Origin of the sequence: Beijerinckia sp. 28-YEA-48 (genome assembly GCF_900104955.1) — a bacterium.
Taxonomy (GTDB): Bacteria; Pseudomonadota; Alphaproteobacteria; order Rhizobiales; family Beijerinckiaceae; genus Terripilifer.
The window spans coordinates 211,857-225,116 of sequence record NZ_FNSI01000002.1; the positions used below are offsets into that span (position 1 = coordinate 211,857).

At 58.9% G+C, this 13,260-nt stretch carries 11 protein-coding genes; 3 read left to right on the top strand and 8 right to left on the bottom strand.

Translation table 11 applies throughout. The annotated features are described in order from the left end of the window. The 3 genes from BLW50_RS28835 to BLW50_RS28845 all read right to left on the bottom strand — a co-directional run bounded on the left by BLW50_RS28835 (position 1) and on the right by BLW50_RS28845 (position 2,964). Entirely contained in the window at positions 1-852 is an 852-nt protein-coding gene (locus tag BLW50_RS28835; protein WP_090710295.1) for an amidohydrolase family protein, read from the bottom strand. Between the two features lie 109 nt (positions 853-961). Beyond that, positions 962-1,987 (bottom strand): amidohydrolase family protein, encoded by a 1,026-nt coding sequence (locus BLW50_RS28840; RefSeq protein ID WP_090710297.1) that lies wholly within the window; start codon positions 1,985-1,987, stop codon positions 962-964. Positions 1,988-1,989: 2 nt separating this feature from the next. Continuing rightward, positions 1,990-2,964: an ABC transporter substrate-binding protein gene (locus BLW50_RS28845; RefSeq protein ID WP_090710300.1), complete on the bottom strand. Its 975-nt coding sequence runs from the start codon at positions 2,962-2,964 to the stop codon at positions 1,990-1,992. A gap of 449 nt (positions 2,965-3,413) precedes the next feature. Between BLW50_RS28845 and BLW50_RS28850 the strand changes: the two genes are divergently transcribed. Continuing rightward, positions 3,414-4,655, top strand: a complete 1,242-nt coding sequence (locus BLW50_RS28850; protein WP_170850440.1) for a LysR family transcriptional regulator — start codon at positions 3,414-3,416, stop codon at positions 4,653-4,655. Positions 4,656-4,665: 10 nt separating this feature from the next. On the opposite strand, the gene BLW50_RS28855 is transcribed toward BLW50_RS28850, so the two are convergent. The 5 genes from BLW50_RS28855 to BLW50_RS28875 all read right to left on the bottom strand — a co-directional run bounded on the left by BLW50_RS28855 (position 4,666) and on the right by BLW50_RS28875 (position 11,405). Continuing rightward, the gene (locus tag BLW50_RS28855) at positions 4,666-5,826 is read right to left on the bottom strand and encodes a lactonase family protein (protein WP_090710305.1); all 1,161 of its coding nucleotides are present in this window, start codon (positions 5,824-5,826) and stop codon (positions 4,666-4,668) included. 19 nt (positions 5,827-5,845) lie between these two features. Beyond that, positions 5,846-7,738: a TolB-like translocation protein gene (locus tag BLW50_RS28860; RefSeq protein ID WP_090710307.1), complete on the bottom strand. Its 1,893-nt coding sequence runs from the start codon at positions 7,736-7,738 to the stop codon at positions 5,846-5,848. A 1,005-nt stretch (positions 7,739-8,743) separates the two neighbouring features. After that, entirely contained in the window at positions 8,744-9,637 is an 894-nt protein-coding gene (locus tag BLW50_RS28865; protein WP_090710310.1) for a GntR family transcriptional regulator, read from the bottom strand. Beyond that, entirely contained in the window at positions 9,624-10,376 is a 753-nt protein-coding gene (locus BLW50_RS28870) for a 2-amino-5-chloromuconate deaminase CnbZ (RefSeq protein WP_090710311.1), read from the bottom strand. The genes BLW50_RS28865 and BLW50_RS28870 overlap by 14 nt, the downstream gene beginning before the upstream one ends. 18 nt (positions 10,377-10,394) lie before the next feature. Next, positions 10,395-11,405, bottom strand: coding sequence for a substrate-binding domain-containing protein (locus tag BLW50_RS28875; protein ID WP_090710314.1), 1,011 nt, complete (start codon positions 11,403-11,405; stop codon positions 10,395-10,397). Positions 11,406-11,562: 157 nt separating this feature from the next. Here BLW50_RS28875 and BLW50_RS28880 point away from each other — a divergent pair, with 157 nt between their 5' ends. Both BLW50_RS28880 and BLW50_RS28885 read left to right on the top strand, forming a co-directional pair. Continuing rightward, complete coding sequence (locus BLW50_RS28880; protein ID WP_090710316.1) at positions 11,563-12,252, top strand: isochorismatase family protein; 690 nt, start codon at positions 11,563-11,565, stop codon at positions 12,250-12,252. A gap of 27 nt (positions 12,253-12,279) precedes the next feature. Further along, positions 12,280-13,185 (top strand): polysaccharide deacetylase family protein, encoded by a 906-nt coding sequence (locus BLW50_RS28885; RefSeq protein WP_090710319.1) that lies wholly within the window; start codon positions 12,280-12,282, stop codon positions 13,183-13,185. Positions 13,186-13,260 lie beyond the last annotated feature (75 nt).

Below are 13,260 nucleotides of genomic sequence, written 5' to 3' on the forward strand. Positions count from 1 at the left end.
TCAGCCCGCCAGCGCGGGATAGAGCTTCTGCGCGGTCGTGGCGAAAATCTTGCTCTGGTCGGTGGCCGAAAGCGATTTCAGCCGATCCTTCGCCGTCGCCAGAATCTCCGTCAGCGCGCCTTCGGAACTGGGAAAATTGGAGCCCCAAGCCATGCGGTCGGCGCCGAACGTCGCCACCAGTTTGGCGAACAGAGTTTCGGGCGTCGCCGCGCCGCGTTTCGCGTCGGCCATGATGCGCGGCGTCAGCTTGAGATAGATGGATTTGATCGGTGCCAGGTCGAACAGGCTTTGCGCCTTGGCATAAGGCGCCCCATCGGTGACATCCGGACGGCCGAGATGGTCGAGAATGATCGGCACGTTCGGGAATCGATGGGCCAGCGCCGCGACGGGCGCCAAGCCGATCGGCCCGGTCTGGATACACATCGGCAGACCCAATTCGCCGCAGAGTTCCCACGCCGGAAACGAACGTGGATCTTCCAGATCGCTCGGATCGAAATCCTTCGTGCTGCCGCCAGTGAACAGGCGCAGGCCGACCAGCCCTCGGTCCACCCAGCGATGAATTTCCTCCGTCGCATCGGGCTGGAGAATGTCGATGGAACCGACCGCCACAAGGCGATCGGAATATTGGGCACAGGCATCGGCCACATAGCTGTTGTCGAAACCGTAGGTGGTCGAAGAATGAACGACGGCGGCTTTGTCGACGCTGGCGTCGTCCATAGCCGCGATCAACGTCTCGACCGTGCAAGGTCGCTCCCGCGACCAGTCGGAGCGTTTGCCGAACAGCGGCGCCAACGGATAACGGTTCGCATCATCGGAGATGACATGCGGGTGGATGTCGACATAAGAAACCATGGAATCCTCCGGGGTGCATCGCCCCTTTTTCTGGCCGCTGATCGACTGTGATCCCGCCAGGAGCCTTTGAAAAATTGAACTGCTGCAGCGCCGATCACTTCTTCGCGCTTCAGCGACCCTGTGCCTTCAGTCTGGCGTCGAGCCGCGGATAGACGCGGCGGGCGTTGCCTTCGAAAATCTTCTGCCGATCCATCGCGGTCAGTTCGACCAACGCGTCGACATAACGTTTTGTGTCGTCGAAGTAGTTTCCGGTGTTGGGGTCCTTGCCACGCACCGCACCGATCATTTCCGACCCAAACAGAACGTTGCTCGAAGGTATGACCTCGGTGAGCAAGGCGACGCCCGGTTTGTGATAGACACAGGTATCGAAGAAGATGTTATCGAGCAGGCCTTCCAGCGGCCGGTTCATAATCTCCAGCGACATGCCGCGATAGCGGCCCCAGTGATAGGGCACTGCACCGCCGCCGTGCGGGATCACGAAACGCAAGGTCGGAAAGTTCTTAAAGAGATCGGACTGCAACACCTGCATGAAGACCGATGTGTCGGCGTTGAGATAATGCGCCCCGGTTCCATGGGCATTGGGATTGCAGGACGCGGCGACGTGGATCATCGCCGGCACGTCGAGTTCGACGAGCACTTCATAGAGAGGATACCACTCGCGGTCGGTCATCGGCTTTCCGGTCCAATAGCCGCCGCTCGGATCAGGATTGAGATTACAGCCAACAAAGCCAAACTCCTCGATGCAACGCCGCAGCTCCGGAATGCTGTTCGCCGGCGGCGCACCGGGCGATTGAGGCAGTTGGCAGACCGGCGCAAAATTCTCCGGGAAGAGTTCGCTCACCCGCTGCACCGTGTCGTTCGAGACCCGGGCCCATTCGAGGCTCGTCCGCTCGTTGCCCAGATGATGCGACATCAGACCGGCGATGGGCGAAAACAAAGTCAGATCGCTGCCGCGTTCCTTTTGCAGCTTGAGCTGACCATTGCCGATCGCGTCGCGAATCTGATCGTCGGTCAGATAGGCTTCGCTCATCTTCGGCGCGTTGGCCGGATCGTCGGCGGTAGCTATCTGCCTGGCGCGCCAATCGCGAAACGATTTCGGGACGGTCGTGAAATGACCGTGGCAATCAATGATCATTATCAAGCCCGCTGCGGATCGACGAAGAGTTCTTCCATGGACATACGCCGCGGCGTCAGCCCTTGCTTGAACGAGGTCTGTTCGAGTGCTTCGATAGTTTTGAGATTGGCGGGGAGTCCGTAGGGCAGGGGATCGTGTCCGACGATTTTGCGAAGTTTGGCATATTTGCTGTCCACGCCATTCTTCGGTCCTTCGGCGTCGAGGCGCGCAAGCCATTCGTCCTTGGCGCGCGAGAAGGCATCGAACAGCGATTTCGCGATCCACGGGTTTTCGGCCAGCACAGAATCCTTCACCACGATGGTGCCATGCATCGGATAGATGCCGGTGCGCTTGTAGTAGTCGTTCTCCAGGGCTTCGGCGTCGGGGAAGAGGTCTGGATAATTCGCATCAAGTTCCTTCCACCCACCTGTCGGCGCGCCCGAGCGGCCGATGCCGGCTGCCGCATCGAAGCCAGCCGACAGTTCGCCGTCGATCATCATGTCGGCGAGGGAGCGGCCTTGCGGCGCATGGATGACATTGGCCGGTAGCTTGAGCTGCGTCACGTGCTCTTCGTCGTCGACCACCCAAGTCACCTTGTCGTTATCGAGACCGAATTCGTCCATCAATACCTGGCGCGTCCACACGCCAGTGGTGACCGAATAGGCGCGAACGCCGACTTTCTTGCCTTCGAGATCCTTAGGCGAACGGATGTTCGCATCCGGGCGTACAAGTAGGCCGCCATGATGGAAGCGGCGCGTGACGAAGATCGGCAGCGCTACGAACGGAGCACCATAAGCGCGCGCGATGATATAGGTCGTCGGCGCGAGTTCGCAGACATCGAACTCGACATCGCGCACCATACGCCGGAACGCGCCGATCTGCGGATTGACCGTGATGATCTCGGCATCGACCCCTTCGATGGGGATCGAACCATTCCGAATCGCCGATGTATGCGGATGTTCGGCAACTGCGATTTTCAAATGAACCTTCCCGCCCATGATCTTCTCCTGTTGTTAGCGGCTCGCAAAATACATGCGCGTATGAGCCACGTGTTGGATCAACAGGGCGATCGAATGGGTGAAGTGTCAACGCAGGCTGCATGTAAATGCGGGGGCCGCGACGCAGAAGTTATAAGGCTGCTCAATCCTTGATCGAAAATGTGGGCATGCAGGGAGGCCTCATGCCATCACTTTCCTGCTGAACAAGAGATAAGTTTTATGCTTATCGTGATAAGAAATGCCTTCACTCGAACCGTATTTAGCGGCGCCGCAGCCGCAAGCTCAGGCATGAAAGCGACCCCGAAGATTCAAATATTATGTTTCAAATCAATGTAATAATACAATCCATCTACTGAGCGGGCTCCTGGCCGATCAGAATGCTGCAAAGCTATCCTTAGCTTGTCGCCTCATAAATATGACGATACATGAAGCGCTCGGGAGGGCATTCAATGGCCGCGACCACCGGCATCGAGAAGGCAGCCGACCTCAGCTTTCGGCAGCTGCGCGTTTTCGAGACCATCGGCGATCTCAAGAGCGTCCGGCGCGCATCGGAAGAATGCGGGCTATCACAACCCGCCGTGACGCAAGCGCTTGCCAAGCTCGAACAAAAGATCGGCGCCGAACTCGTCGATAGATGCGCCAGCGGTAGCTATCTCAATGAACTTGGCGCAGTGTTTCATGCGCGTGTGAAGCGCTTCTTCCAACAGATTGCCATCGCCATCACGGAGGCGGGCGCCGCCGCGACGCCGGAAAGCGCACGCTGGGCTGCCAATCGGCTGACGCGTTCGCAAATCCGGATTCTGCTTGCGGTCATCGCACATGGTTCGCGCGAACGTGCGTCGGAGGCTTTGGACATTTCAGCTACGTCCTTGCAACGAGCAGCGCGCATACTGGAAAGCAATCTGCGCATTTCGCTGTTTTATCGCACCGGAGCCGGCATGATCGTGAGCCCCATTGGCGTGCGTTTTGGCAGCAAGGTGAAGCTCGCGTTGCAAGAAATCGAATGGGGAATCGAGGAGCTGGAAAGCGCACAGGGCTGTAGCAGCCGGCAGATCGTCGTTGGCGCCATGCCTTCAGGCGGCAGTGTCCTGGTGGCCTCTATTCTTGATGATTTTCTGCGACTGCATCCTCATGCCGATATCCGCATCCTCAACGATAGCGCCGCTTTGATGATCAAGAGCCTCGCCGTCGGCGACGTCGATGTGGTGATCGGCCTTTTGCCGGAAGCCGGCGGAGCGGACCTGGTCAGCGAAGCCCTGGCGCAGACGCCTTACTTGATCGTCGCGCGCCGGGGACATCCGCTGGCGCGCAAAGGCCGCGTCACGCTCGACGACCTCCTTGCCTACGATTGGGTTCAGGGCCATGCGGGTTCGCGGCGGCGCGCATCCTTCGAGCATTTGTTCGCCGGCCGCTCCGGCCCACGATCGCCCATTACCACATCGGCCATCAATGTGATCCGGCACCTCGTCGGCAGTAGCGACCGCTTGACGTTGATGACGACCTACGAACTGGAGCATGAGGATCCGGAATTGTGTGCGATTCCGTTTAGTCCGATCCTACCTGTACCCTCGATCGGCATCACCAAGCGTGCCAATTGGTTGCCGACACGTCTTCATGCCGATTTCATCGAAATGGTGCGCGCCCATGTTGCCGCGAAATCGACATCGGTATCCGTGCGCAAAATCGGCTGACGCCCTCCGATCATCGTGGCGGAAAAAATGCGACATTCGCCGGCTTTGCAATCGCGAGACTATGAGGGGACGCCGACAATTTGCCAGACCCAGCGTCGATGGCAAAGAGGGTGAGCGTGCCGGAACCTTGATTTGCGACGATCATCCATTTGCCGCTTGGTGTGATCCGCGCATGCCAGGGGATCTGTCCGCCGCTTGGCAAGGTTTGCAGGAGCGCGAGGGCCCCAGAAGCTGGGTCGACCGCATAGGCTTGGATCGCGCTTTGGCCACGATTCAGCGCATAAAGGAAGCGTCCATCGCGCGACAATACGATCTCAGATGCACCTTTGCCGCCCGCATAGTCCGGCGCATCAAGAGCGATCCGCGTTTGCTCGGTGAGATGACCTGAAGCAGCATTCCAGGCAAGAGTGAAAATCTCGCTGCTGAGTTCGCTCAGCACAAAGGCAAAGCGTCCATCGCGCGAGAACGAGAGGTGTCGCGGTCCCGAGCCTGGCGGGAAAGCCGCGAACGGCATTGAACCTGGCGAAAGCGTCTTATTGGCTCTATCCCAGCGATAGACGAAGACCCGATCGGCGCCCATATCCGCGGCCAGGACGAAGCGCTCGCTCGGATCCAACGCAACACCATGCGCGTGCGGGCTGGTCTGGCGGCGGTGCGGGCCCGATCCGGTATTGGTTTGTACCGAGCTCACAGGTTCCAGCTTTCCGTCTGGCAGAACCGGAAGAGCACTGACCTGGCCGCCACCGAAATTAGCGACGATCAGAGCGGCGCCCTTCGCGTCATAGGCAAGGTGCGTCGCACCACCGCCGCCCGAACCAACGCGGTTCAAGGCCCGCAAACGTCCGCCCGGCTGTTCGATCACGAAACTGGCGACACTCCCTTCGGATTTGCCATCGTTACCAACCTCACTCACAGCGTAGAGCAGGGGGCGTTGTGGGTCTATTTCGAGCCATGTTGGGCGCTCGGCTTCGGCGGCGAGCTCGCCTCCTGTCAATTCACCGCTTGTTTCGTCGAGCAGCGCCGCATGAATGCCTTGACCCGGTCCACTACCTTGCGTGCCGACGAACACGGCCGTACGGTTGGCGACGGGCGCGTTATCCTCCGCCCAGGCGTTGCCGCCCGTACCCAAGAGAGCGAGGCAGCCTCCCCATAGAACGAAGCGACGCCACATGGCTATCTTCCCTTCAGGCTCATCGGCTTGAGACCAACGGCAGGCCTTTGGCTCCAAACAGTCTGCGCGGCAGATAGAGCGGCATAGAATCTTCCCACTTGCTGTCGGTGAGCATGCGCTTGTCGCTGCCGTCGGCGTTCATAATGTATATCTGTCCATATTGCTGGAACGTCTGATCATACAGCGCCGCTTCGTCGCGGAAACCATGCTGCGAACCGCTCCACATGATCTTTCCGTCTGCCGTCCACACCGCATGGCCATCGCCCGACGGCTGAGTGGTGACGCGGCGCAGATCGGTGCCGTCCGGGCGGATGGTGAAGATGTCGTAGTTGGCGCCCCCGGTATTGCGGGTAAACACAATCAGCTTTCCGTCTGGCGACCAGCCGGGCAGATTGTCGTATTCGGTGGTGAGCACTCGCACCTTGCGCGTGCGGAGGTCGATGATGCGCAGACCCTTCTGCTGATCGCCCCAGACGCGGAACACGATTTCGTTGCCATCGCCCGAATAGCTGGGAAAGCCGGAATGAACCGTACCATCGGTCAGCGCTTCCGCGCCCGTGCCGTCCCGACGAACGCGCATGACCACAGCTTTGCCCGTGTCGCGGATGAAGAACCAGGCACCGAGCCCGAAGGCGATCCATTGCGAATCCGGCGACCAGGCCGGCTGAAAAGCGCCGGTAAGGCCCGTGCCCTTCCACTTCGGATCGACCTTGCCGGTAACATCGAACACGGTTTTGCGGTCGGCGCCATCAGGCTTCATGGTGACGAGATTGGCCTGCGCGCCCTTCTCGGTAATGGCGAGCGTGCCGTCACGCGACAAGGTCGGGAACACGTCGGAATGGCGATAGTCCCAGTCCTTGTCCCAGCTGTAGAGATGCTTGTTTTCCGGGCGCAGCGGCCGGAACGCCACCTTCTCATAGACGACGAGCTTGCCGTCGGTCGACCATGAAGGCGAACGCAACCAGCGCATCGGCACCTTACGGCCGGACGTATAACCCAATCCTTCTTCCGGGCCGCCCTTGACAAGATAGCCGATCTCCGTCGCCGAAACATATTGCGGCTGCAGCTTCAGATGCGGCCCGGACGTATGCTCGATCCGCTCGCCACTCTCGACATCGACGGAGACGATCTGCGAGCTGACCTTGTCAACGAGATTGGGGCGGCGCGAACCCCAAGTGTCCTCGGTCGTCAGCTCATGAAAGACAAGGCGCCGGCCATCAAGCGACCATTTCGGCGAGCCGAGACAGAAGCCGGGCTTTGCCACGACTTTACGGAAGTCCGTTCCATCCGGACGAATCTTGTAGATCGCCAGTTCCTGGGTGTGCTCCCAACCATGTCCATCGTCATGGCCACGCCAGGACGTATCACGGTCGCTGGAAAAGGCGATCCATTTACCGTCCGGCGACCAAGCCGGCCGGAAATAGCAGTCCGGCTTACCGTCCTCGCCGCGAAGACCCGCAACGCCGGTGAGCTGGCGCATTTGCTTGGTCTTCAGATCCATCACCCAGATGTTGGCGCGATAGCCATTGCGTGTCGAGACGAAGGCGAGTTGTGTGCCATCCGGCGAAATGGCGCCGGCATCATCGACCGGCGATCCGGTCACGAGCGGCGTGATCCCCATCCCATCAAGGCGGGCACGGAACATGTCCGACTGACCATCGCCGTTGCGTTCGGAGGTGAAGACCAGCCAGTCTCCACCAAAAGAGAAGGCGGCGTTATAATCGAACTTCGAATCCGCCAGCAGCTTGCGCTCGTTCGAACCGTCGGCATTGGCGATATAGAGTTCGGATACCGACGGCGCGATCCTGTTCATCAGCATGATGCCTTTGGGGGCGCCGGCCGCCCAGGCAAGATCATACTTGGCCAGAAGCGCCGCAGCCGGCAGCGCACGGAGCAGATCACGACGATTCATAATTTCCCTCCTGCCGACCTGCGCTGCAGGTTCCGGCGCCCGAGGACCGCATCGCCTTGAAAGCGGCGTGTCCCCCCTCTGTCTTGGCTTGGCGAAACATAACAGCAGGAGAGGGGACAACCTCATTGAATTACCGTTCCGACCGATCACAAGAGCCCCCACTGGAGCCTACCAAGCCAACGGTACAGACCCGACGGCAGAGTGCCTCACATGCTGGCTAAGCTACAGCCTTCCTCTACTGACGACAGTCTGCCGACAGACCGCGATCGCGACGATGTAGACGAGCGGCTTCTATCTAGAAGTGCGGCTTCGCAACTACGCCATAGTTTTCGCATGGCAAACGACCGGTGCCAATTTTGGGAACCGACGCAGCAGACCTCGCTAAAGCGACTGGGTTCCTAATAATTCACTCTCAAATGTCCGACGGCTCCGAATCCGACAATCATATTTTTCGCCTCATGGGACAGCAAAGTCGCAGTTCACTCAATCCTCCGCCTACAGACGCCGGATACCCAATAGCTAAGAATCGGGCAAACGTACTATTCGCGGTTCTGAGAAACGATCTTTGCTCATGGCGGACAATATCACCTTCGAGATACGGCACCCACACCGTAGAAACAGATAGCAGGGGCTTTGCTTTTGCCTTCAAAACTTCGGTCGCTCGGGCAGCACCTCGACGTCGAGACCCGCGGCTTTACATTCGGGGAAATCATCTTCAAGTCAGTAGATGTTGTAACCTTCGCTCTCAAAGCGCCGCGGCAGCTTCAAACGAGAGAATGCAATACGGGCCACTACAATAGGCCGCGATCTCCTGATCCTTGGGTAACTCGAAGAACGCGCCGTCCCGCTCGTCTAAGGACGCATTGCGAGCGCACATTCGTCATCTAAACGAACCTCGAGCAACGTCACGTCGCCATCTTGAAGGCGCCCATGACGTAACAGGCGTGGCGTATCATTGATGACCTACGAGGGCGCTGCAGAACAGTGGCCTCGGCAGGGCTCTTTTCAGTCGGCGTTTTTCTTGGATGCGAAAATGCGCGAAATATTTACCTGCACATTGTTCCGTTTAGGCGTCAGCCGGCTGCGGTTGTCCTGCAGATGTCCCTGCAGAAATTCAGCTGCTTCCTCAGATTTTCCAGCGGCCAAAAGCTCGATTAGCTTCGTATGCTCATCTACGGCGCACTGGCCGTGCGATTCCTGGTAGAGCACCGTTATCAGGCCGGTACGCGAGATGAGCCGTTCAAGAATTTCTGCAAGAACCGCGTTGCCATTGAGCTGTGCGACAAGCAGATGGAATTCGCCGAGCAGACGCATCAGCCCATGATGATCGCCGCGCTTGTTCGCGTCCTCCTGAAGCTTCACATGCTCCCGCAACGTGCGGATGTCGCGTGCAGTGCAATTCTGCGCAAACTCCGTGAATATGCCCGCTTCGATGATTCTGCGCGCGCCATAGACATCGTTGATCTCCTCCGGCGTCGGCTGAGAAACATATGCACCGTGGTTGGGGACCTGCGACACGAAGCCGAGCAGCTTGAGTTCCGACAGCGCTTCCCGGACGACGTTGCGCGTAACAGAAAAGGCGCTTGCGAGATCACCTTCGCCGAGCTTCACGCCTGCGGGAAGCCGACCATCCAGGATCGCTGCGCGGATAATCTCCACGACCGCTGCGCGGCTTGCCGCGATCCTCGTTTCGCCCGTCGGCGCGGGCTTCGCCGTCGCAACAACGGGCTGAGCTGAGGTTTTCTTTCCGGCCATCAGCGAATTCACTGCGATTCCACCCGAGGAGCCTTTTATGTGCATCTTCGCAACGCCGAAAGTCAAGCCGGGCGCACAGGACTCGCCCTGCGCGTCGGGGTCGTCGGAATCGCAGACGAAATCGCGTCGTTCAGGAAAGCACATGTTCGATGCTTATCCCGCGCATATCCATTTCATAATCGAGGACGTCGACCGGTGGCCGGCAATATTGCCAAGTGAGACCCGCATTCGCCGCTCCCCGACACCAGATCTCATCTTCGAGAATGTGATGGACGTCGTAGGCCGTATAGAGTTGCGTCGCCGTGCAATCGCTCCAGCCGAAGCCAAGAGAAGCCATGCGGCGCTCGGCCTCCCTCAGCACCCATTGCGCCTTTTGGCGAATGCCGTCCGGCGAGCGATCGCGTAGCCTGACTGTATATTTTTCGTAAGAGCCGGTTCCTTCCGGCGCCTCCGCACCTCCCGCGACGATGAACGTTCCCACCTTCGTCGTTGAGGGAACGGTGTAGCTGAAGGCGTGGAAGCTCGGCTCCGTCGGCGGATCGACGATCGGACAGACATTGCTCCGCGCCACCGGATTTTCGTCGCCCTCGATCAATCCCCAAGCGCGCAGCGGTTCGACGTAGCGCTTGTTGAAGGCGAGAAACTCCTCCTCGTTGAACGGTTTTGGTGAGCGCAGCTCGCAGGCACAGAACGCCGTCAGAGGACGGCCCGCGCTCTCGATATGGCCGCGGATGCGCGTGAACCCGTCCTCCAGTGCAAGCGGCTTGCGGAAGCGTGCCCGTACGATCTCGAAGCCTGGCTCCGCCGCGACGCCGGCGGAATACTGGAAAACGCCCTTTGCATATCTGTAACCGCCCTTCGGGAAGGATTTCGCGTCCGTCATGATGAAAGATCCCCTTTTTTAGTTCGTCGTTGCTACAACAGCCGCATGTTGCGGCCGCCAGTTCAGGATCGACGGCGCGAAGAGCCTATCCGGCTCGATCGGCGCATCGATCAGTTTCTGCTCCCAGAGCCATCGCGTCGTCGCTGAAAGGGCAGCGCGGTTCACATCAACGCCATAGGGCCAATAATCAGCGCCAAGAATCTCCTGCGCCTGCGCGATCGCCTGTTCGAGCCAGGGAAGCATGATCGGCAGCGCGCGCGGATTACAAAGATCCTCGAACGCCAACCGCTTCGCCACTTCGAACGCATCGCAAATCTGCGCGCATAAAGCGCCATCGTCCGCCAGCGACCGGCGGATGACGATCAGATGCATGATCGGAAAGATGCGCGTTCGAGAAAAATAGTCGCGTTCAGCGCGCGCGTGATCGGGAAAGAGCCGCCTGACATGCGGGCGCCCTTCGAGAAAGCACGCCGGCGGATCATAGGCAACGACTCCATCGAGTTCGCCCAGCGCCAGAAGGTCGGACAGATTTTCGTCGGGGCCAATTGGTCGCGCGCTGACGTCGGCGGGAATCCTACGCAGGATCGGCGCCTGCTCGCCGCGATTCACGCGGCCGACGCGCCAGACAATGCTTTCCTGCTTCACGCCATAGTCGTCGCTAAGCAGCCCTTTCGCTGTCACCGTCGCTGTGTTGGAGAATTCGCGCAGGCCGAGCGTCTTTCCATTCAGGTCGCCGGGCACCTGAACGCCGCGATCGTCGCGCACATAGATCGCGGCGTGCCGGAACATCCGCGACGTAAAAACAGGCAGCGCCACATATCCGCAGCCTTTAGCGGATCGCAGCATAGTGTAATTTGCCAGCGAGAGTTCGGTCACGTCGTGACGCTGCTCATCGAGCGCGAGGCGGAACAGCTCTTCATGCGGGCTGCGGTCGATGATCACCTCACAATCCGCGAGCGCGATCGACCCGTCGATGATCGCCTGCGTGCGATCATTTCTGCCAAGCCCGAAGGTCAACTGACGCGCCATTCGCCTTTTCTCCCGCTATCCGCTGAACCGCGTGCCCACAGCTTCTGCAGGTTGCTCACATTGTCGTCAACTAGGAAAGATTGTTGTTAAAAATATATATCGTTGACAAAATAAAATATTGTCGCCAATCTTTGAAAAGTCAATTGGCGGAGGGAGCATGACGTCGGGCAGTTTCGAGGATTACATCTGGCGCGATCTGCTGACGCCGGAGATGCGTCGGATCTACGCGCACTATGAGCGCCCAATCAGGATCGGTAAAAAGCCGGCGCTCGTGCTCGTAGATCTCTACAATCTTGTCTTCTTGGGCGGCGATCGCCCGGTGGATGAGTTGATCGACAAGTATCCTTCAAGCTGCGGCGAATACGCGTGGACGGCAATCCGTCCCATCCAGAGCCTGATCGAATGCTTCCGTAGCAAGGGGCTTCCAGTCATTCATGTGACCTTCGATGATCGGCCCGAGACCGATCATCAGGCAATGAACCCCACATTTCGTAAGAAGCAGGCTCACGATCCGAGTCTCTTCACGATCAAAAGCGAGTTCGCTCCCGCGCCCGGCGAGCAATTCATCTACAAGAAAAGAGCCAGCGCCTTTTTCGGCACGCCGCTCGCAACCTCCCTTGTGCAGCATGGCGCCGACACGGTCGTCGTCGCCGGTGAAACGACCAGCGGCTGCGTGCGCGCGTCTACGGTCGACGCATTCTCTCACGGCTTTCACGCTGTGCTTGCCGAGGAATGCGTGTTCGACCGATCGTTGCTGACGCACAAGATCAATCTGTTCGATCTGCATCACAAATATGCGGACGTCTTTCACATCGACCGGCTGATCGAAGCTGTCGAACAGGTCTAGTCGCAAAGACATTGTGGAGTTTTGATCATGCAGCCCGCACCTTATGGCCCCTTTCCGTTTCTCGCGCCGCATGAACGCCCGACGATCCAGTGGCCGAACGGAAAGCGCCTGGCCTTCTGGGTCGTCCCCAATATCGAGTTCTTCGATTTGCGCGAGCCAATGCCGGGAGACAGCAACGAGCGCGTGCCGAAACATCTCGCCAAAATTCCGTTCGTTTATTCGTGGGCTCATCGCGATTACGGAAATCGCGTCGGCGTCTGGCGCATTATGGACGTCATGAAGCGCTATGGGATGCGGGGCACGGTCGCGCTAAACAGCGACGTATGCCTTTATCATCCGCAGATCATCGAGGCCTGCAAGGCGTTGAACTGGGAGTTTTTGGGCCACTGCAAGACGAACGTGGAGCGCCTAAACGAAGTCGATCCATCTGAAGAACAGGCGCTGATCGCGGAGGTCTTCGAAACGATTGAGAAATCCTGCGGCGAGCGCCCGCGCGGCTGGCTTGGCGCCGGCCTCGCCGAGACTTGGAATTCGCTGGATCATCTTGCGACGCAGGGCTGCGATTATGTCTGCGACTGGGTGAATGACGACCAGCCCTACTATATGAAAGCAGGCGGCAAGCGGCTCGTTTCGATGCCCTATTCATGGGAAGCTAACGACGTTCTCATCAAGTCCGACAAGATTTCGCCGGACGAATTCGAGTTGATCTGCCGCCGCCAGTTCGACGTTCTCTATCGCGAGAGCGAACGAACCGGCAAGGTTCTGTCGTTGAATCTTCATCCCTATATCGTCGGCGCGGCGCATCGCATCGACATGCTTGACCGCATCCTGGAGCATGTTGCTAAACATTCGGACGTGTGGATCACCACGGGTGGCGAAATTTGCGATTATTTCACGAAGAACTATCCGCCGGAGTCGTTTCCCGGCGCCTGATCGAATTTGGATTTCTGCGTATCGCCGCGCTGTTTGCGCATGCGGGCGACAGCGTTGAAAGATTGATATTGGAGG